Here is a 20,142-nt window from a genome sequence, read left to right as displayed (position 1 = left end):
GCTCTCCCAGCTGAGCTATACCCCCGAATCTCTGGTATTGCAGTTCTTCGTTTTGCAGTGCAATTCAAAGAAGGCGCCATATTAATGATGGCTAGAAGTCTTGTCAACGGCTTTCAACATAAATCTTTAAAAAAACTGCATATCGTTTTGTTTACAGCGCTGACCTGCTGAAAAAATCAGCAAATCAGCCCGCGATGACGGAAACTATTTGAGGTAGGGCTTGATCTTGCTCATGATCTCTTCGCTCTCTGGCCGCGTCATGCTATTAAATGAATACACTTTTTGGCCACCAGGCAGAATGACATATTTATAAAAATTCCATTGCGGTGCCTGCCCGGTTTGCTTGATTAACTGTTGATACAAAGCATTAGCACTACTGCCGGTGACACTGGATTTCTCAACCATGGGAAATTTGACAGAATAAGTCAGCTTGCAAAAGTCACCAATTTGCTTGTTATTGCCTGGCTCTTGCCTGAAGTCATTAGACGGAAAGCCAATGATCACCAGGCCTTTGTCCTTATATTGGTCATATAAAGACTCCAGTGCTTCAAATTGTGGCGTGAAGCCGCACTTGCTGGCCGTGTTCACAATCAGGATGGGTTTGTCCTGGAATTGACAAAAATCGACAGTTTGCCCTTGCAGGGTCTTAAATTGGTGTTGATATATTGGCAGACAGTCAGCCTGCGCCAATGAATAGCCTCCCAAGCCCAATAACATGAATATCACACCTCGCATTGCATCTCTCCTGAAACTTTTGTTTATGTTATGCCTTTACAGACAGTCAGTTAGCTTGATTGTTCTGTATGAATGGCGCATATTTTACTTTTTTTAATAGTTGCCGTTAATAAAATTGTAAGGAACAAAAATGATCATTGGCATAGTCTATGCTAATGCATTATTAAGAACAGTAAGGACTGACATGTTTGAGTAAATTAACGATGTACTGGGAGACCACCATGTTACAAAAAGCAACGCCTACCGACAAATTTAAAAAAATTGATCAAATGCTGGAAGATTTTGCCGGCGATGAAGTCGATGATTTCGAGTCTAGCTATGGCAGCTATGAGAAGAGCCACAAGCACTACTCTGCTGACGAAGATGCTTTAATGAATATTGACGATCTGTATTAACCTGCACGAAGCATGAATGCAGGCGCTAATGCCTGATGCAATCATCACGCACAGCGTGCACCATTACTTACTGATATCACGGTGGTTACTGATTATAGTTGCCTGATATAATGCCGGGATGGAAATTACTACACGCTTGGAATTCGATGCCGGACATCGTATTCCTGATCATAAAAGTCAATGCCGCAATCTGCACGGCCACCGTTACGCCATAGAGATTACCCTCTCGGGGGACATCATCCACGCTGAACACGCTTCAGAAAACGGAATGGTGATGGACTTTGCCGACGTCAAACGCATTGCCCGTGAAACCATCGTTGACCGCTGGGACCATGCCTTCCTCGTCTACCAGGGAGATGCCACCGTTCTGGACTTTCTCAACAGCCTGCCAAATCACAAAACCATTGTATTCCCGACCATTCCAACGGCCGAGAATATGGCTGCAGAGGCCTTCAGATTGCTCAAAGCGCAATACAGGGACACTTTTGGCAACCATCTGAAACTGATGAAAGTCAGGCTCTACGAAACGCCCAATAGCTGGACCGATGCATTTGACCAGGCATAACCAGGTTAAATCGAATGAGTCATTCAAAACAGGTTAATCAATCGGCGACGGCTAACTCAGCCATCACCTGATTTAAGGCGATTGACCATTCCGGCAAGGTCACACCAAACGTTTGCTCAAGCTTGGCGGTTGAGAGCCTTGAGTTTGCCGGGCGTTTAGCTGGCGTAGGATATTCGGCTGTGGCAATAGGCTGCACCGCTTTCACGGCTAAAGCTGGCCAGCCGCGTACACTCTCTAATGCGTGATACTGCGCCACGATTTCACTGGCAAAACCAAACCAGGATATTTCTCCGCTATTCACCAGATGATACACACCACTTTGTGTCATATCTTCCTGATGCCAGCGTGTGACTAATTCTGTCACCGCTTTGGCAATGGCAGCATCTGATGTCGGTGCGCCGTACTGGTCTGCCACAATGCGCAAGTTTTCGCGCTCTTTGGCTAAGCGAATAATGGTTTTTAGAAAGTTTTTACCATAGCTGCCATAAACCCAGCTGGTACGTAAAACCAGGTGCGGCAGCCCAACTTGGCGAATCGCCTCTTCACCGGCCAGCTTGCTAGCGCCATAGATGCTGACCGGGTTAACGGTATCGCTTTCTACATAGGCAGAGTGTTTTGTGCCGTCATAGACATAATCGGTTGAAAAATGAATCAGCCCAGCGTTGAGCCTGGCGGCTTCTTCCGCCAATACACCTGGCGCAACCGCATTAATGGCATAAGCCAATTCACGCTCAGACTCCGCTTTATCCACCGCCGTATAGGCCGCCGGGTTAATGATCAAATCTGGTGCAATTTCACGCACGATGCGCCTGATATGATCAGGCTGCGTTAAATCCAGCTGGTGGCGGTCACAGGCCACCACCTGCCACTCATTGGCTAACTCTAAAGCCAATTGTTGCTGTAATGCGTGACCCACTTGACCGCTGACACCGGTTAACAGAATTTTTTTCATAGCTCAATCAACTGGTCAAATGGCATCAAATTTAGGTGCATCTGCCCAGGATAAGCCCTGCTGGTCTTTGGCCGACAGGCTAGGCGCCTGAGTCAACGGCCAGTCTACGCCCACCGTGGCATCATCCCATTTCAGGCAAGCCTCATGCTGCGGCGCATAGTAATCCGTGGTTTTATACAAAAAGTCTGCCGTCTCAGACAACACGATAAAGCCATGCGCAAATCCCGGCGGAATCCACAGCTGACGGTGATTTTCTGCATTCAAATGTGCACCCGTCCATTGGCCAAAGGTCGGCGAGTCACTGCGCATATCCACCGCGACATCAAATACCTCGCCCTGCACCACCCGCACCAGCTTGCCCTGCGGTTGCTGTATCTGATAATGCAGGCCGCGTAACACACCCTTACCTGAGCGTGAGTGGTTATCTTGTACAAATTGCACATCCAGCCCGGTGCAGTCTTTAAAAGTGTTGGCGTTAAAACTTTCCAGGAAAAAGCCACGGGCATCGCCAAATACTTTAGGCTCCAGAATCAATACTTCTGGAATGTTTGTTGCCACCACTTGCATTAAAACACCTGCTCTTTGAGAATTTGTTTCAGATACTGCCCATAGCCATTTTTGGCATATTTATCAGCCAATTTATCCAATTGCTCGGCATTGATAAACCCCTGGCGGTAGGCAATTTCTTCCAGGCAGGAGATTTTCAAGCCCTGGCGCTTTTCAATGGTTTGAATAAAGCCACTGGCTTCAAGCAGAGACTCGTGGGTGCCGGTATCCAGCCAGGCCATGCCACGGCCCATGACTTCAACGTTAAGCTCGCCCCAGGCTAGGTATTGCTTATTGACATCGGTAATTTCAAGCTCACCGCGTGGCGAGGGTTTGAGGTTTTTGGCAATTTCGACCACGCGCTGATCGTAAAAATACAAGCCCGTCACTGCATAGCGGGATTTCGGCTGTGCCGGTTTTTCTTCCAGGCTAATCGCCGTTCCATCAGCATCGAATTCCACTACGCCATAACGCTCGGGATCATTCACCGGGTAAGCAAACACAGTCGCGCCCTGCTCGCGCTGACCAGCGGCCATGGCCATTTCACCTAACTCGTGCCCATAGAAAATATTGTCGCCTAGTACCAGCGCACTGGTATCGTTGCCGATGAAGGACTCACCAAGGATAAACGCCTGCGCCAGGCCATCTGGAGACGGCTGCACCTGATATTCAATACGCATGCCCCACTGGCTGCCATCACCCAGCAGTTCTTTAAAACGCGGCGTGTCCATAGGCGTGGAAATAATCAGCACCTCGCGTATGCCTGCCAGCATCAGGGCCGACAAAGGATAGTAAATCATGGGCTTGTCATACACGGGCAACAGCTGCTTGGAAACCACTTGCGTTACCGGGTACAAGCGTGTGCCGGAGCCACCGGCCAGTACAATGCCTTTTCTTGCCATTATGCGAGCTCCTCTCCACGTTCGTGGTAATTCTTGTTCAGCCAATGCTGGTATTCACCGCTGGTGACACGCGCCACCCACGCATGATGCTCCAAATACCAGCGCACGGTTTTACGGATGCCGGTTTCAAAGGTTTCCTCTGGCTTCCAGCCCAGCTCTTGCTCAATCTTGCTGGCATCAATCGCGTAACGCGCATCATGGCCCGGCCGGTCTTTGACAAAAGTCATCTGGTCACGGTAACTGCCTTGCGCTTTTGGTCGCTCCTGGTCTAGGATGTCGCACAAGGTATGCACCACATCGAGGTTGGTTTTTTCATTCCAGCCACCGATGTTGTAGGTTTCCCCTACTTTGCCTTTGGCCAATACCTCGCGAATCGCACTGCAATGGTCTTCGACATACAACCAGTCGCGAATATTGCTGCCATTACCATAAATAGGTAATGGTTTGCCAGACAAGGCATTATGTATCACCAGCGGAATCAGCTTTTCCGGAAAGTGATACGGGCCATAATTGTTGGAGCAGTTGGTGGTCAGCGTCGGCAAGCCATAAGTGTGGTGATAGGCACGCACCAGGTGGTCAGAAGCCGCTTTTGAAGCTGAGTATGGGCTATTCGGCTGATAAGTATTGGTTTCCTTAAACGCCGGATCATTTGGCCCCAGCGAACCGTAGACTTCGTCAGTAGAGACATGCAGGAAGCGGAACTGCTGTTGCTCATCCACCGGCAACGCTTGCCAATAGGCGCGCACCTCCTCCAGCAAATTAAAAGTACCCACGACATTGGTTTGAATAAAAGCATCCGGCCCGTGGATAGAACGGTCCACATGGCTCTCGGCCGCAAAATTGAGTACCGCACGCGGCCGATGCGTTTCCAGCAACGCTTTAACCGCCACACGGTCACCAATATCCGCATGCACAAAAATATGGTGAGGATTTTGGCTGATACCGGCCAGGTTTTCCATGTTGCCGGCATAGGTCAACTTATCCAGATTGATCACTGTCCCCAACTTGTGCCTGACCCAGGCATTGACAAAGTTGCTGCCAATAAAACCGGCGCCGCCGGTAACTACGATTGTTTCTGTAAGCATAAAAGACCTAAATCCAGAATAGTTTTACCGATTGATACTTACTGCATATTAGCTTATGGCGTCTTATCTCAAATGCCCGATAAGCAGCCATGACATCATGTTAATGCTGTCGCTACCATGAAGTTGCACCGGCCTTGGCAAGGCCGCTGATGTATTGTTGATGCGCGTCCAACTCTTCTGCATCTGCCGTGACCAGCTTTAATGCAGAAAAATCTACTGCCAGATGCGTATGCGTCGTTTGCTCTACCGGGCTGGATAACTCCATCAGCAAGCTTTCCTGGCCACGCGTCATGGCGATATAGACTTCAGCCAGCAACTCCGCATCCAGCAAAGCGCCGTGTAAGGTACGTTGCGAGTTATCAATGCCAAAGTGGCGGCATAAGGCATCCAGATTGTTACGCTGCCCTGGCCGCATTTCCTTGGCCATTTTCAAGGTATCGATAATCCCGCTGACATAGGTCTCCAGTTTGTCCTGGCCGAGTTTGGCGAGTTCCATATTAAGAAAGCCAATATCGAACGGCGCATTATGGATAATTAACTCGGCACCCCGGATAAACTCGACAAACTCTGCGGCAATACTTGCGAATAACGGTTTGTCCTGCAAGAACTCCAGAGAAATACCATGCACTTCTTGCGCGCCTGGATCGATCTCACGTTCTGGATTAATGTAGATGTGAAAATGGCGCTGGGTCGGCCTGCGGTTAAAGATTTCTACTGCCGCAATTTCAATAATACGATGGCCCTGGTCCGGATATAAACCAGTGGTTTCCGTATCGAGAAAAATCTGTCTCATGCAATCCCCCTGTTAACCCGCTGCAACCGTCAGCACGCCCTGATTGGCCAGTGCATCCGCGCGCTCATTGCCTTCATTACCCGCATGTCCTTTTACCCAGATCCACTCGATCTGGTGCGGTCCTGCCAGTGCGTCCAGCATTTGCCACAAGTCGGCATTTTTGACCGGCTTTTTATCTGCTGTTCGCCATTGCTTTTTTTTCCAGCCTGCCAGCCACTCTGTCATGCCTTTTTGCACATAGCTGGAGTCTGTATACACCTTCACCTGAGAGGGCTTTTTCAATGCTTGCAGCCCTTGAATCACCGCCATCATTTCCATGCGGTTATTCGTGGTCAGCACTTCGCCCCCAAACAGTGACTTTTCATGCTCACCTGCTTTGAGCCATACGCCCCAGCCCCCGACGCCAGGATTGCCTTTGCAGGCACCATCAGCGTACATTTCTATCCATTGTTGTGTCGACATCCGCGCATTCTAACTGTTTTTGTGCCTGTTTTTGTATGCTGGACTGGCCTTTTCGCACTTGCAACGCATGGTTGAGCGGGGATTTTTTCCATTCAGGTTTCAGCAAGCGCACATTCAATACCCTTTTTTTGGCAATCAGGAAATAGACGCCGCCGGTCATGCCACAAGTGTGCCGCCCCCAGCGCTCTAGGCAAGATTGCCGTGCCAGCCACAACGGATCATTCACCGGCAAGGCATGCACCAGGCTACCGCTATGCACCACTTCAAATCCCAGCACGTTGAGCCAATCGCGTATACGCCAGGCAGTGAACAAGCGCTGAAATCGTCCAGCCTGCTTAAACTGGCCGACCCGGGCGCGCAGCCCTAACCCACTCAGCGGTGTGATGCCCGTCAGTATCAGTGTGCCTTCAGGCACCAACACGCGAAATACTTCACGTAGCGTCTGCTGCGGGTCAGCACACTGTTCCAGCACATGCGGCATACACACCAGGTCCACTGACTGTTCGGCAAAAGGCAAAAATTCACTTTCACACAGCAATGAAGCCGTTGGTGTCGCAGAGAGCTGTAAAGAATGTTTGTAGGGGATGCGACATTGCTCAAGCAAGTCATGCGTCGGCCAGCCGATCTGCAAGGCATGAAAGCCAAACACATCAGCGACCGTTTGCGCATAGAGCGGAATTTCGCGCTGCGCGATGTAGCTGCCCAAAGCCATGGCTTCAAAAGCCGTTGTATTCAAAGTAGCAGGCTGGCTGGATTGCAAGGTAGACTCCCCAAAATGCCAGAGTTAAAACAAAGCGAACAAATAAGCGCTTAAACACGATTGTGCCTTGACAATCATGACCATTTTTTCAATGATGCGGGATGCACGTCACTTCTGCAAGCATAGAGATCACCGCACTGCCCGCTTTTAGCGATAATTATTTATGGCTGATTCACTGTGGTCAACATGCGCTGGTGGTCGACCCTGGTGATGCCGAGGTCGTAGCACAAGCGCTGCAGGCTCGCCAGTTGCAGCTTGATGGCATATTGCTGACCCACCACCATGCAGATCATGTTGGTGGGGCCGCAGCGCTACAGCAGCGCTGGCAATGCCCGGTCTATGCGCCGGACAGCGACCACCCTGCTTATCAGTCATTGCAGGCCAAGCGCGTCAAACAAGGTGATCACCTCACATTTGCACACGTTGGCGCCTTGACTGACTCCTTGACTTGCGATGTGCTAGCTTTGCCTGGGCATACCCTGGACCATGTGGCTTACTACCTCAATTACCGGCACCTGTTTAGTGGTGACGTATTGTTTGGTGCAGGCTGTGGCCGGTTGTTTGAAGGTACGCCTGCACAAATGTATGCCTCGCTGCAACACATCGCTGCACTGCCTGCTGACACGCTGATTTATCCGGCGCATGAATATACGGCCCACAATATCGCTTTTGCACAAACAGTGGACCCCGACAATCCGGACTTGCAGCAGCGTGCGCAAAATACTGCGAATTTACGCGCGCAAAACTTGCCCACATTGCCCACCACCTTGGCCCTGGAATTAGCGACCAACCCGTTTCTGCGCTGCGAAGCCTTGTCAAAACAAATAGCCTTTCAGCACTGGTCGCCGATTGATGTGTTTACCGAACTGCGCGCCCGGCGCAACCACTTCTGATGCAGATCGTCTGTGCAGACATAAAGACTTGTCTCACTGAAAAATTAACGTAGAATGATGTCCTCCTTAAAGCGCTTGTATGCGTTACGTCAATCACGTGCTGGTTGGCATGGCCACCTGGCCGCCCGGTTTCATCAATGCATGCGCAAGTTTTTTCGTGTATCCGCTTGCGCGACAGTCTCAGGATTAAGTATTACCGTCATGCGTTTTAAAAAATTACTGCTATGTGCCGCCCTTTCAGCCTTTCCATTATTGGCATTGGCTGAATACGTAGAGCCAGCCAGCATGTCGGATGACAACGGCAGTTATGATGAAAGTTATGGCGGCCCGGAATCAGAAAACTATAATTCCAGTTACCAGTTTGAAGACTCGTTAACCCTGCAAGATAGCCTGTGGGATCGCGTACGTGATGGCTTTAACATGCCTGACATAGATTCCACCTATACCAACAAGCACGAGCAGTGGTATGCCTCACGCCCGGACTATGTGTCACGCATGCTGGAGCGCAGCAAGAAGTACCTTTACCATATTGTGGTTGAAGTCGAAAAAAGAGGCATGCCGACTGAAATCGCGCTATTGCCCATGATTGAAAGCGGCTTTAACCCGAAAGCGCTCTCTACCAGCAAAGCCTCGGGTATCTGGCAATTTATCCCCTCTACCGGCAAAGACTTTGGCCTCAAGCAAAACTACTGGAAAGATTCACGTAAAGACGTCACCGCTGCGACCCAGGCTGCGCTTAACTACCTGCAAAAACTCTACACCATGTTTGGCGCCTGGGACCTGGCGCTTGCTGCTTACAATGCTGGCGAAGGCACGGTGGCACGTGCGATTGAACGCAACCGCCAGTTAGGCTTGCCAACCGACTACCAGCATTTGTCTTTGCCTGACGAAACGCGTAATTACGTACCAAAATTGCAGGCGATTAAAAACATTATTTTCCGCCCTGAAAACTATGGTTTAACGCTTAATGAAATCCCCAACAAACCATATTTCACCACGGTGCAAGCCCCTAACAAAATCGATGCCAAGCTGGCGGCTGAACTGGCAGGGATTTCACTGGAAGAATTTAACGCGTTGAATCCCAGTTTTACGCGCCCGGTGCTGATTACTGAAAACAGCCATCAAAAACTATTGTTACCTACCTGGGCTGCCAGCAATTTCACCAACAACCTCAGTGGTTACAATCGGCCATTATCTAACTGGCACAGCTACCAGCCTAAGCGCGGCGAGCGACTAGGCGCGATTGCCAGCCAGTTTGGTATCAGCATTTATGAGTTGAGCGCCACCAATAACCTCAAGCCTAACCGCAACCTGATTGTGCGCAGACCACTGTTGGTCCCTGCCAGTGTGCAATCCGGCCTGACGCGCCCCATTGATGTCGCCGCGATGGCACAATTACCGATTGAGATACCAGTTGAAAGAGAATCTTCAAGCAAATCCGTATCCATCTCGCATAAGGTGAAACAAGGTGATACATTGGCAAAACTAGCCAAACGTTATGGCATCACTAGCAAACAAATCATGCAACAAAACCACCTGAAATCGAAAAATCTGGCCGTTGGCCAGGTATTGCAGTTCGAAAAGCAGGAAGAGAAAACAAGTAACACTACTAGCCAGTCACGCGGGTCAAAAACAAGCGGGAAACCTAGTCACAAAAAAACAACGGCCTCTACTAAAACGCGCACGAGTACATCCTCTGCCGCACATAAAAAAACGACCACAACCCATAGTAAAAAAACTAAATCGACACACTGACACGGCCCCAAACCATGACAAATCAACCATTGTCCGGCATGCATGACATTCGCACCAAGCGGCATGGGTCTACAGGTCAACGATTTGCAGTTAGCCTATTGTGTAGCTGGCTGATCGCTTGCAGTTCAGATCAACCGGATAAAAACACCCCAACCCTTAACCAGACTTACCCGGCGCAGCCTGGCGGCACCATGATCAGCGCCATGCCCTCAGACCCGAGCAGTATGATAGGTATGGTTGCAGGTGAATCTGCCTCTCTGGCGATTGGCGCTTACCTGTTTAACTCAGTGCTCAAGTATGACCAGAATCTGGATCTGACCGGTGAGCTGGCTGAGTCATGGCAAGTGGCCGATGACAAGAAAACCATTACCTTTAAATTGAAACCGGGCTTGCAATGGGCGGATGGCAAACCACTTACTAGCGCGGATATCCTCTTCACCTGGCAACTGATTACCGATGAAAATACGCATAGTCCGTATGCCTCAGACTACCAGCTCGTGACCAAAGCCGAAGCACCGGATACACGCACGTTTATCGTGCATTATTCACAACCGTTTGCGCCAGCACTCGAGAGTTGGGCCAGCTTGCAAGTATTGCCCAAACATAAACTGGCAGGACAGGATATCCGCACCACCAGTTTTGCGCAAAAACCGTTAAGCAGCCATTATTACCAGTTAAAAGAATGGCGACATGGTGAATATATCAAACTGGAAAAGAATCCTAAATCCGTGTTAGGCCCGGCCAACATTGACCATTTGATTGAGCGCATTATCCCCGATCCTGCGGCACAATTCCTGGAGTTAATGGCTGATAACATTGACAGCATGAATATGGACCCGATTACCTATGCGCGCATCATTCCATCGCGCCCGGCTTTGCAAGCCAGGCTCAATCAGTATAAAGAGCTAGGCAATAGCTACACCTATCTTGGCTTTAACCTTAAACGCAAACCATTTGATGATGTACGCGTCCGTAAAGCCATTAATTACGCCATAGACAAGCAAGAAATTATTGACGGCGTTTACTTAGGCTTGGGAATTGCCATTGCTTCCCCTTACAAGCCCGGCACCCGCTGGAGCAATCCACAACTGACACCCTACCCATTCGACCCAGCGAAAGCAAAACAACTGCTGGCAGAAGCAGGCTACCAAGACAGTGACGGTGACGGCATTGTGGAACGCAACGGCAAAAAATTATCGTTTGAAGTGCTGACTAACCTCGGCAATAAACAGCGCGAAAAAACAGCGGTGATTATCCAGCGCCGTTTAAAAGAAGTCGGCATTGAAACGCATATCCGCACCCTGGAATGGGCCAGCCTGCTGACCAATTTTATTAAACCAGGCGACTTTGACGCGGTCGTCATGGGCTGGGGCTTGGGGTTAGATCCGGATCAATACACCATCTGGCATTCCAGCCAGCAAAAGCCTGGGCAATTCAATTTTATTGGCTATAACAATCCAGCCGTGGATAAATTACTCGAGCAAGGTCGCCTGGAATTTGATCCGGAAAAGCGCATGCAGATTTATCATGATTTTGCCAAGGTGCTTTATGATGATAGCCCACTGGTGTATTTATCTGCAGGCTACGGCCTGACGGCCATCCATAAGCGCATACAAGGTATTATGAATCCGGTACCGCCAGCAGGCGTCGGCTACGACTCACAAAAGTGGTACGTCCCTGAGCCACTCAGGCGCACGCAAATACAGGCAGAATAGGCATGCTTAATTATTTGATCAGGCGCGTATTGTGGATGGTTCCGATGTTGATCGGCATCAGCCTGATTTCCTTTTTTATCATGCACCTGGCACCTGGCGACATCACCAGCAGCGAAGCGGCATTTGATCCCAAATCATCTGAAGAATCGCGCCAAAAACTGCGCGAACTGTATCATTTAGACAAACCCATCATCGTGCAATATGGCTTGTGGCTGCAACGCATGGTGCACCTGGACTTTGGCCACTCGTTTGCCAGCCACCAAAAACCGGTGTTTTGGGCAGAAACCGATAAAGAAGGAAACACGACGCCTGGCATGATTCAAGAGGCGTTACCTATCACGCTGCTGATGAATATCGTCGGCTTGTTGTTGACCCTGACACTGGCCGTGCCGCTGGGCGTCATTGCGGCCAAGAAGTATGGGCAGTGGCCAGACCGTAGCATCACGCTATTTAACTTTATTGGTTTCTCTATTCCCGGTTTTTGGCTGTCTTTATTGTTGATGTATTGGCTAGGCGTGATTCACCCATGGTTTCCCATTTCTGGCCTGCATAGCCTCAACTACGCCCAGCTCGACGCCTGGCAAAAATGCCAGGACCTGTTTATGCATTTATTTCTGCCCGTGGTGATTCCAGCTATCACAGGCCTCGCCGGTGTCACCATGTTTGTTAAAAACGGCATGCTGGATGTACTGAGCCAGGATTTCGTCACCACCGCGAGGGCAAAAGGCCTCAGTGATCGTACCGTCACTTACCGCCATGCCTTGCGCAACGCGCTATTACCGCTGATTACCCTGATCGGCTTATCGCTGCCCGGCCTGATTGGCGGCTCCGTCATCGCTGAAACCATTTTTGCCATCCCCGGCATGGGTAAATTATTTTACGAAGCCGTCATGATGCGTGATTTTCCCGTTGTCATGGGTATTTTGACCATAGGCTCAGCACTCACCCTGATGGGCAACCTACTGGCCGACCTTACTTATGCCTGGGCAGATCCGCGCCTGCGCAGAGGCGTCATGCCGCAACGCTAAATAGAGAACGATAAGCAGAGAACATACGATGCAAAGAATCCTGCAAAATCCTTTGGCGCTGACCGGGCTCTGCTTAATCGGCGTCATTCTGCTGCTTGCGCTGCTCGCGCCATTGATCGCGCCCTATGACCCGGATGCGATTCAAGTCAAACAAATCCTGGTTGCGCCTTCAGCCGAACACTGGATGGGCACCGACGGCCTTGGCCGTGATGTCTGGAGCCGCATGCTGTTTGGCGGCCGCGTATCCTTGTTGGTCGGCTTAGTTGCCGTGGGTATTTCGACCGTGATTGGCGTCATTCTCGGCGCCTTGGCTGGTTACTACCGCGGCTGGGTAGACACCGCCATCATGCGCCTAGTCGACATCATGCTCTCCATCCCCAGTTTTTTCCTGATTCTCGCGGTGATCGCCTTTTTAAGCCCTTCGATTACCAACGTCATGATCGTGATTGGCCTCACCTCATGGATGAGCGTCACACGCCTGGTCAGGGCCGAGTTTCTGAGTCTGACCCAGCGCGAATTCGTCACCGCTTCAACCGCCTTGGGCGCGCAAGACTGGCGCGTCATTTTTAAACACTGCCTGCCTAATAGCCTCACGCCTGTATTAGTCAGCGTGGTACTAGGCATTGCCAGTGCCGTGTTGCTCGAATCTGGCCTGAGCTTTCTGGGCCTCGGTGTGCAACCGCCACAAGCCTCCTGGGGCAACATTCTCACGGACGGCAAGGAGTATATCCAGTTTGCCTGGTGGCTCTCGCTCTACCCCGGACTTGCCATATTAATTACCGTGTTAGGGTATAATCTGCTCGGCGAAGGTTTGCGTGATGTGTTTGACCCGCATTCTCACACCCGCTAACCCAATTAACTGAACCAAATTACCAAACAGGAACAAGCATGGCATTTCTTGCTGGAAAAAAAATTCTGATTGCCGGTTTGCTGAGCAACCGTTCAATCGCTTATGGCATTGCTGCCGCAATGAAGCGTGAAGGCGCTGAACTGGCCTTTACCTATCAAGTCGACAAACACGAAAAGCGTGTGCGCGACCTGGCTGCTGACTTCGAGTCCGACATTGTTTTACCCTGTGACGTTGCTGAAGATGCGCAAATCGACAACCTGTTCGTAGAGTTGGCTAAAGTCTGGGATGGCCTGGACAGCTTGATACACTCTATCGCCTTCGTGCCTAAAGTCGCCCTTGATGGTGACTACCTGGACAATATCAGCCGCGAATACTTTCATATCGCGCACGATATCAGCTCCTACAGCTTCTCCGCCATGGCTAAAGCCGCCTACCCAATGATGCAAGGCCGCAACGGCAGCTTGCTGACACTGAGCTACCTGGGTGCAGAACGCACCATGCCTAACTACAACGTCATGGGCGTGGCTAAAGCCAGCCTGGAAGCCAACGTACGTTACCTGGCACAAAGCCTGGGCCCACGTGGCATCCGCGTTAACGCAGTGTCTGCAGGCCCGATCAAAACGCTGGCTGCTTCAGGCATCGCCGACTTCGATAAAATGATCGGCTTTAACGAGAAACACGCCGCGCTGCGCCGCAACGTCACAATTGAAGAAGTCGGTAACGTTGCCGCTTTCTTGTCTAGTGACCTGGCTTCTGGCGTCACTGGTGAAATCACCTACGTGGATGGTGGCATGAACATTACTGCCGCAGGTCAAATCGACTAAACGATTTTCTAGCACAATAAAAACGCCTGTACTCTCAAAGTCAGGCGTTTTTTTACAGCTCAATGCTGAGTGCTTGCATGATTTAACAATAATGCAGTAAATTACTTAGAACTGATTCGCCGCTATCTAAAACGGTAAGCAAAGACAAGGTGCACTAAAATATAAATAGAATTAAAAGTGGTGCATGAAAAAATAGTAACTATATGATTATTAAAAATAATGAATAATTTTATGTTTATATACACCGTTCCCAATAAAATATTAAATTCGCTTTTGGTGTCTAATTTACGTTAAGGTTCGTGATGCGTACGTGTGATTGCACATTTAACCGAAAAGCGCTACTAGCTAGCGAAATAGCAGTGTGTTTTTACTGTTTCAAACAGTTCCCGCCCTCAGAGGTGGTCGGATGGTGCGATGGGGAAGATTCATCACAAACTGCAATATGTCCCTATTGTATGGTTGATTCTGTGGTTGGTTTTAACGGTCAAGTTGATCTTGAGTGGGTAAAAGCTCGCCATAAGAGGTCTTTTGAGTAAACATGCAAATCCCTAACCCATCCGAGGGACTGGCGAGAGCTTTCTTCGATGCATACAATTTTAATAACAATGGCTGTGCCACTACTGTCGCCAGCCCCTTATGTCACACGTTAGGCTTTCAATGAACTACACGCTTGATAATGGTGAAAAGTTGAATCAAGAGTTTCCAGAAACATTCTGGATACCAAGCCAAGTAGAACGAGAAAATTTATTACCAGGTGAGTTGGTGAAATTGATATTTCGAATTTCACTGGAGAGTGAGCAGCATGTTGAGAGAATGTGGGTTATGGTTAAAGAGCGGACCACAAATGGTTATATTGGTGAGTTGGATAACGACCCTTATTGTACAAATGAGCTTCGCCACGGGGCATTGGTAGAATTTGAGCCAGCACATGTTATTCAAATATATGAAGAGCTATCCAAAGCCTAACCCGTCATTCAAGCNNGCCCCTTAATTCAAACGTTATGCCTCATGAATAAATCACACATTGAGTTAGTTCGCCAAGCAATACCACTTTGGTATGCCCAAATGGCATGGGCAAAAGAACTTCTAGTCCGAACGTTCAACTTGGAGCGTGCAGAAGATATTCTAAACAAAGAGAATAAGGGCATTCGCCAAATACCAGCCACTTCTTGGTTCATTCGAACTCACGGCATTGGTGTTGATATATTCAAAACACCTAATGTTGGTGGCATTAACTTCGATTTTGATAAACCAAATCCAGATGCTTGGCGGCTAGTTATTTTTATTGAGCGTCAGGTAAATGATGGGCAACTAAAATATGAGCTCTATCGAGAATTAATCGACGATGAAGAACTTATGAAAAAAGTTGTCAACGAGGCATTAAATGCAGCATAACTCATCCATCAAGCGGGACCCGCTAAAGCACGCCCCTTATCTCAAACGTTAGCCATTCAAATGCATATCTATCAAAAGTTTCTGCTTATTATAATTTTATGTAACATCTACGGCCTAGCCGTAGGCGAAGAAGCTGAAATGCCTGCTTTTTCTTCACCCCCAATCAAATATATCAACCAAACCAGCATTGGTGGTGCTGTCGGACATCCCAATGAAATTGCTCAAGTAACGGATGATCTTGTCATTGGCGACAAAACAAACCAAAACCTAAAGTTTTGGTTCTATATTTATGGAGCCAACTTTCATATATGCAGTGCTAGCGGTGTTGCTGAAAAACTAGAAAAAAATACATATCAATACCAAGTTAGTGACACTTCATGCCAGTTGAAACTTACGTTCAAATCCAATCATGCAACCTTAGAAGATATAGGCGGCAATTGTAGAGATTTATTTTGTGGCAGCAGAGGTAATATTGGTAAAACTGCTTTTCACAAAATAGGTTCAAGGCTAACCCATCCTTCAAGCGGGACGCGCTAAAGCCAGCCCCTTAATTCAAATGTTAGGCAATTAGCACATGAGCTCACAACAAATAGAATCGTCAATTAAGCTGGCCCATCCAGGAAAACGGTTTCAAGGGCAATTCATAGATGGGCTGGTTTCGTATTTGCTCGGAATAATAGTGTTCTACGTATCTGATTTTTTTATCGGCAGAGAGTCCGCTGTATATTTGGGCTTTGCTGTTGGTTTCTTATACTTCCTGTTCTCAGACGCTTTACCTAATGGTCAAAGTGTTGGTAAACAGCTTCTAAATATTCGGGTAATTCACAAGGAAACGAAGCTTCCCTGCTCTTTGTTTCAATCATTTCTACGAAACGCTACGTTTCCGCTAGGCCTCCTTGATTGGGCTCTAATATTTTTTGGCGCACATCGCAGACTGAGCGACTTCATTGCGTCCACGATAGTTGTTAAAAATGATAGCAAATCGACCTAACCCCTCCATCAAGCGGGACTTGCTAAAGCCAGCCCCTTAATTCAAACGTTATGTATAAAGACACCAACTACACTCCTAATCACATACCTGCAAATGAAAGAATGCAAAATATTGCTTTCTCTATTTTGCTAGCTGCCTATGGAGCATATGGTGTCTGGGTTAACGATCTGTATATCCCGGGTAAACGCTCTAAAGACATTCATCTTCACGATGTCCCTGCTTGGATAATGTATGCAGCATTTATTTGTGCCTGTTTAGTGATGCTCTCAGTGGTCGTCGACCATTACGACAAACGTAACAACGAAACAAATTACAAGCTATTCGCAAATGTTTTTAAGTATCTTGGGTGGGGATTTTTTGTGCTTTCCTTAATAATGGCAATCATTCGGTAATGCATAACCCATCCATCAAGGGGACGCGCTAAAGCGTACTTCGCAACCAAACCTTACCAATCATCTACTATAGTATTCACAAGCGCTCCACTGTCAAAATAGCCAAAGTTAATTTGACAGACGAGCCATAGATTTAAAAATGTTAGGTAATCGTGTTATGCGCTATCAAGGCAGAGTCACCTCTTGGAAAGACGAACAAGGTTTTGGTTTTATCACGCCGCATGGTGGTGGCAACCAGATGTTTGTTCATATTACGGCTTTTACGAACCGTTATCGCCGACCGATGAATAATGACATTGTGACTTACACAGTCAAAAAGGCTGCAAATGGAAAACTGCAGGCTGAACACGTTAAATACATTGATGATGCAGTACGATCCAAAGATGGTACCTTTCTGTTACTTTTTGCCATTGTTTTTCTTGCCTGCATGGCTACCGCGGTCTTTTTGAGCAAACTACAGCCACTTATCTTTTACCTTTATATCGCAGCAAGCCTTTTGTCGCTGATCGTCTATCAGCGAGATAAATCAGCAGCCAAGCGAAATCTGAGACGCACACCAGAAATTACATTACATATACTGGCATTGATTGGTGGCTGGCCGGGCGCAATCCTGGCACAAAGGTGGTTTCGCCACAAATCGAAAAAGCTTTCTTTCCAACTCTTATTCTGGATGACGATTACTCTTAACTGTGCCGCGCTTGCCTGGTTGCTTTCACCTGGTAGTACAACCGCTTTGAGTTTTCTTGCCAGTTCGCAATAAAAACCTCTCTATACAAAATAAAAAAGGAGGGCAATGCCCTCCTTTCTTTACTTCAGCTCGCTAAATTATTCATTACCTTTTGATAACAATACTTTCGCATTGAACTGAATATCTTTCTTGGCTTTGAGTGAACCGACATAAGCATGGGACATTTCATCGCCCAATGCCGCCTGATAGGCTTTAAACGCTCTGTCAGCCACGTCCGGCTGGTCTTTGAGCTTCTGGTTAACCGCAATCACTTTAATCACGGTGTAGCCCTTATTAGCTTCATTAAAACCATAGTAGGCTGGCAAGGTATGCGTATTCACCTTAAACACATTTCTCATCACGCCATCGCTCAACCCTTGTGCGTTTCTGCGATCGATAGTCACCGGAGTGATCCAGTCCGTATCCGTCGCTTTACCTGCTTTAAGGTCTGCCAGCAGTGCTTCACCTTTTTGTTGTGCCAGTTTGCCTGCGGCTTCGGCTTTCAACAATGCCTCAATGCCACCTTTTACTTCATCAAAGCTACGTGGCGCTTCTGGCGCATACTCGACCACGCGTCCGGCGATCAAGTTGTTTGGCGACACTTCAACCGCTTCGGTATTGCGCTTTTCTTTCAGTACTTCATCAGAAAATACCAAGGTTGCAAAACGATCACTCTTAAAGAATTTAGAGATTTCGTCTTTGCTCATCGCTGGAGAGGTTTGTACTTGTACATTAAACTTCTTGGCGACCGGGTCCAGGCTGCCGGATTGCTCGTAGACAGTGTTACCGAAGTCATCGGCCAGTTCTGCATATTTGGCTTGTGCTTTCTGGAACAGCAATTCTGCTTTCAGTTTGAGTTTCACAGAATCAAAGTCAGAAGACTCACCAGTAATGCCAGTCAGCTTGATAATGTGGTAACCAAACTCGGACTCAACCAAGTCACTGATATCGCCGACCTTCATCGAGAAGGCTGCGTCTTCAAACGGTTTCACCATCGCGCCACGGCCAAAGCTGCCCAAATCGCCGCCTTTACCAGCAGAGCCCGTATCTTGAGAGTTTTCAATCGCCAGCTTTTCAAAGCTCTTGGGGTTGGCTTTGACTTGTTTAAGAATAGTCTCGGCTTTCTCTTTGGCGGCTGCTTTTTCAGCTGGCGTTGCTGTACTGCTGAAGCCAATCAGGATATGACTGGCTTGACGCTGTTCGTCGCCTTGCAATTTAGCTGCATTTTCGTCGTAGAACTGCTTCAGCTCTGCATCCGTCACACTTACCTGCCCCATCAAGCCAGCGGCCGTCAGCAAAGCAAATTGCAGCTTCACCTTGGCTGGCGCGATGAACTTGGTTTTATGCTGATTGTAATAGGCTTGCACTTGCTCTGGTGTGACGTTGACCTGATTCACGAAATCAGACACTTTAACGTCAACCACAGTGACTTCACGTTGCTCAAACTCTGACATGAGTGATTGCTCAGCCACTTTTTTCGGCATAAACACCAGGTTAGTCAAACCATCACGCACCTGCTGTACAGCTAGGTCCTTACGTACGCTTTGTTCAAACTTGGCTGGGGTCAGTTTATTTTGCGTCAGCAGCTGATTATAAGTCTCTTCAGAAAACTTACCGTTGCTCTGAAATTCTGGCATCCCTAATACGTGTTGGCTCAATTGCTCATCACTGATCTTGAAGCGATAGTCCTGAACTGCGCCTTCTACCAAACGGCGGGTAATAATGCCATCCAGCACAGATTGCTTGAATGCCGGGCTTTCCAGCATGGCTGGATCAACTTTTTGCCCTTGTGACTGCATGTAGTTACGTGCATTTTCAACCGCGTTAGAGAACTCCTGTAAAGAGATCTTTTGGCCATCTACTTTGGCCACAGCGACTTGACCACCGGCCTGATTTAAATAGGAGTCGATGCCAAACAATGCAAATGGCACCACAATCAGCGCCAGAATGACTTTTGCCATCCATCCTTGTGTATGTTTTCTTAGTGCTTCCAACATTTTATAGTTTCCATTACCTGATTTTTTGCAACGGTAAACTATACCATAAACCTGCCAATATCGCCGGATTCCAGCCTAGTGTTCATACTTTGACAGCGGCTTTATTGGCAGGAAACAAGTGGGCGCATCAGTACGGGATGCTTAGAATGAAGCATTATTAAATGTGCATGCCGAAAGCTTGAGATCCATGCATGACGCAATGCAAAAAATATCGATTTAAATATTCAATCTAAATTGAAATGCAAAACTGAAAGGCGGATATGAATAGCAAAGAGATGACAGAAATGCAGAAAAGAAAAAAGCCCTGAATAATCAGGGCTTTTTATTTGGCGGAGCGGACGGGACTCGAACCCGCGACCCCCGGCGTGACAGGCCGGTAT

The 20,142-nt window shown here is 48.3% G+C and carries 23 protein-coding genes; 14 read left to right on the top strand and 9 right to left on the bottom strand.

Annotated features, from left to right (window positions below):
• Positions 1 to 204: 204 nt before the first annotated feature.
• Positions 205 to 735: a glutathione peroxidase gene (locus B3355_RS10335; RefSeq protein ID WP_414683422.1), complete on the bottom strand. Its 531-nt coding sequence runs from the start codon at positions 733 to 735 to the stop codon at positions 205 to 207.
• 221 nt (positions 736 to 956) lie between these two features.
• Here B3355_RS10335 and B3355_RS10330 point away from each other — a divergent pair, with 221 nt between their 5' ends.
• Positions 957 to 1,130, top strand: a complete 174-nt coding sequence (locus tag B3355_RS10330) for a hypothetical protein (protein WP_228519760.1) — start codon at positions 957 to 959, stop codon at positions 1,128 to 1,130.
• A 118-nt stretch (positions 1,131 to 1,248) separates the two neighbouring features.
• Entirely contained in the window at positions 1,249 to 1,695 is a 447-nt protein-coding gene (queD, locus tag B3355_RS10325) for a 6-carboxytetrahydropterin synthase QueD (RefSeq protein WP_292783469.1), read from the top strand.
• A 37-nt stretch (positions 1,696 to 1,732) separates the two neighbouring features.
• Here the strand turns inward: queD and rfbD are convergent, their stop codons facing one another.
• From rfbD to B3355_RS10290, 7 genes are all read right to left on the bottom strand, one after another.
• Positions 1,733 to 2,647, bottom strand: a complete 915-nt coding sequence (rfbD, locus tag B3355_RS10320) for a dTDP-4-dehydrorhamnose reductase (protein ID WP_292783466.1) — start codon at positions 2,645 to 2,647, stop codon at positions 1,733 to 1,735.
• A 15-nt stretch (positions 2,648 to 2,662) separates the two neighbouring features.
• Positions 2,663 to 3,214 carry a dTDP-4-dehydrorhamnose 3,5-epimerase gene (gene rfbC / locus B3355_RS10315; RefSeq protein ID WP_292783463.1) on the bottom strand — a complete coding sequence of 184 codons (552 nt, stop codon included), beginning with the start codon at positions 3,212 to 3,214 and terminating at the stop codon, positions 2,663 to 2,665.
• Complete coding sequence (rfbA, locus tag B3355_RS10310) at positions 3,214 to 4,095, bottom strand: glucose-1-phosphate thymidylyltransferase RfbA (protein WP_024930079.1); 882 nt, start codon at positions 4,093 to 4,095, stop codon at positions 3,214 to 3,216. Before rfbA ends, rfbC begins: the two co-directional genes overlap by 1 nt.
• Entirely contained in the window at positions 4,095 to 5,180 is a 1,086-nt protein-coding gene (gene rfbB, locus B3355_RS10305) for a dTDP-glucose 4,6-dehydratase (protein ID WP_292783457.1), read from the bottom strand. The genes rfbA and rfbB overlap by 1 nt, the downstream gene beginning before the upstream one ends.
• Before the next feature lie 112 nt (positions 5,181 to 5,292).
• Positions 5,293 to 5,973, bottom strand: coding sequence for a DNA polymerase III subunit epsilon (dnaQ, locus tag B3355_RS10300; RefSeq protein WP_019882263.1), 681 nt, complete (start codon positions 5,971 to 5,973; stop codon positions 5,293 to 5,295).
• A 12-nt stretch (positions 5,974 to 5,985) separates the two neighbouring features.
• A complete protein-coding gene (gene rnhA / locus B3355_RS10295; protein ID WP_414683423.1) occupies positions 5,986 to 6,411 on the bottom strand; it encodes a ribonuclease HI in 426 nt (141 codons plus the stop codon).
• Positions 6,401 to 7,195 (bottom strand): class I SAM-dependent methyltransferase, encoded by a 795-nt coding sequence (locus tag B3355_RS10290; RefSeq protein ID WP_292783450.1) that lies wholly within the window; start codon positions 7,193 to 7,195, stop codon positions 6,401 to 6,403. The genes rnhA and B3355_RS10290 overlap by 11 nt, the downstream gene beginning before the upstream one ends.
• A 101-nt stretch (positions 7,196 to 7,296) precedes the next feature.
• On the opposite strand from B3355_RS10290, the gene gloB reads away from it, so the two are divergent.
• The 12 genes from gloB to B3355_RS10230 all read left to right on the top strand — a co-directional run bounded on the left by gloB (position 7,297) and on the right by B3355_RS10230 (position 17,798).
• Positions 7,297 to 8,088 carry a hydroxyacylglutathione hydrolase gene (gene gloB / locus B3355_RS10285; protein ID WP_292783447.1) on the top strand — a complete coding sequence of 264 codons (792 nt, stop codon included), beginning with the start codon at positions 7,297 to 7,299 and terminating at the stop codon, positions 8,086 to 8,088.
• Between the two features lie 201 nt (positions 8,089 to 8,289).
• The gene (locus tag B3355_RS10280; RefSeq protein ID WP_292783444.1) at positions 8,290 to 9,843 is read left to right on the top strand and encodes a transglycosylase SLT domain-containing protein; all 1,554 of its coding nucleotides are present in this window, start codon (positions 8,290 to 8,292) and stop codon (positions 9,841 to 9,843) included.
• 38 nt (positions 9,844 to 9,881) lie between these two features.
• Positions 9,882 to 11,558 (top strand): peptide-binding protein, encoded by a 1,677-nt coding sequence (locus B3355_RS10275; RefSeq protein WP_292783474.1) that lies wholly within the window; start codon positions 9,882 to 9,884, stop codon positions 11,556 to 11,558.
• Positions 11,559 to 11,560: 2 nt separating this feature from the next.
• Positions 11,561 to 12,586: an ABC transporter permease gene (locus B3355_RS10270; protein ID WP_292783441.1), complete on the top strand. Its 1,026-nt coding sequence runs from the start codon at positions 11,561 to 11,563 to the stop codon at positions 12,584 to 12,586.
• Positions 12,587 to 12,614: 28 nt separating this feature from the next.
• Entirely contained in the window at positions 12,615 to 13,436 is an 822-nt protein-coding gene (locus B3355_RS10265; RefSeq protein ID WP_292783438.1) for an ABC transporter permease, read from the top strand.
• A 38-nt stretch (positions 13,437 to 13,474) separates the two neighbouring features.
• Positions 13,475 to 14,260: an enoyl-ACP reductase FabI gene (locus tag B3355_RS10260; protein ID WP_019882254.1), complete on the top strand. Its 786-nt coding sequence runs from the start codon at positions 13,475 to 13,477 to the stop codon at positions 14,258 to 14,260.
• A gap of 657 nt (positions 14,261 to 14,917) precedes the next feature.
• Positions 14,918 to 15,226 carry a DUF2314 domain-containing protein gene (locus B3355_RS10255; RefSeq protein WP_292783435.1) on the top strand — a complete coding sequence of 103 codons (309 nt, stop codon included), beginning with the start codon at positions 14,918 to 14,920 and terminating at the stop codon, positions 15,224 to 15,226.
• 42 nt (positions 15,227 to 15,268) lie between these two features.
• Positions 15,269 to 15,655 (top strand): DUF6896 domain-containing protein, encoded by a 387-nt coding sequence (locus tag B3355_RS10250; RefSeq protein ID WP_292783433.1) that lies wholly within the window; start codon positions 15,269 to 15,271, stop codon positions 15,653 to 15,655.
• 60 nt (positions 15,656 to 15,715) lie between these two features.
• On the top strand, positions 15,716 to 16,192 hold the full coding sequence (locus B3355_RS10245; protein WP_292783430.1) for a hypothetical protein: 477 nt from the start codon (positions 15,716 to 15,718) through the stop codon (positions 16,190 to 16,192).
• A gap of 37 nt (positions 16,193 to 16,229) precedes the next feature.
• The gene (locus B3355_RS10240) at positions 16,230 to 16,646 is read left to right on the top strand and encodes an RDD family protein (RefSeq protein WP_292783427.1); all 417 of its coding nucleotides are present in this window, start codon (positions 16,230 to 16,232) and stop codon (positions 16,644 to 16,646) included.
• Positions 16,647 to 16,696: 50 nt separating this feature from the next.
• Positions 16,697 to 17,038 (top strand): hypothetical protein, encoded by a 342-nt coding sequence (locus B3355_RS10235; protein ID WP_292783424.1) that lies wholly within the window; start codon positions 16,697 to 16,699, stop codon positions 17,036 to 17,038.
• A gap of 139 nt (positions 17,039 to 17,177) precedes the next feature.
• Positions 17,178 to 17,798: a cold shock and DUF1294 domain-containing protein gene (locus B3355_RS10230; protein WP_292783421.1), complete on the top strand. Its 621-nt coding sequence runs from the start codon at positions 17,178 to 17,180 to the stop codon at positions 17,796 to 17,798.
• Between the two features lie 65 nt (positions 17,799 to 17,863).
• Here the strand turns inward: B3355_RS10230 and B3355_RS10225 are convergent, their stop codons facing one another.
• Entirely contained in the window at positions 17,864 to 19,762 is a 1,899-nt protein-coding gene (locus tag B3355_RS10225; protein WP_292783418.1) for a SurA N-terminal domain-containing protein, read from the bottom strand.
• Positions 19,763 to 20,142 lie beyond the last annotated feature (380 nt).

This window comes from Methylophilus sp. UBA6697 (genome assembly GCF_002454655.1).
GTDB lineage: Bacteria > Pseudomonadota > Gammaproteobacteria > Burkholderiales > Methylophilaceae > Methylophilus.
The sequence above is the reverse complement of the archived record's forward strand: the minus strand, read 5'-3'. Positions and strand labels throughout refer to the sequence as shown.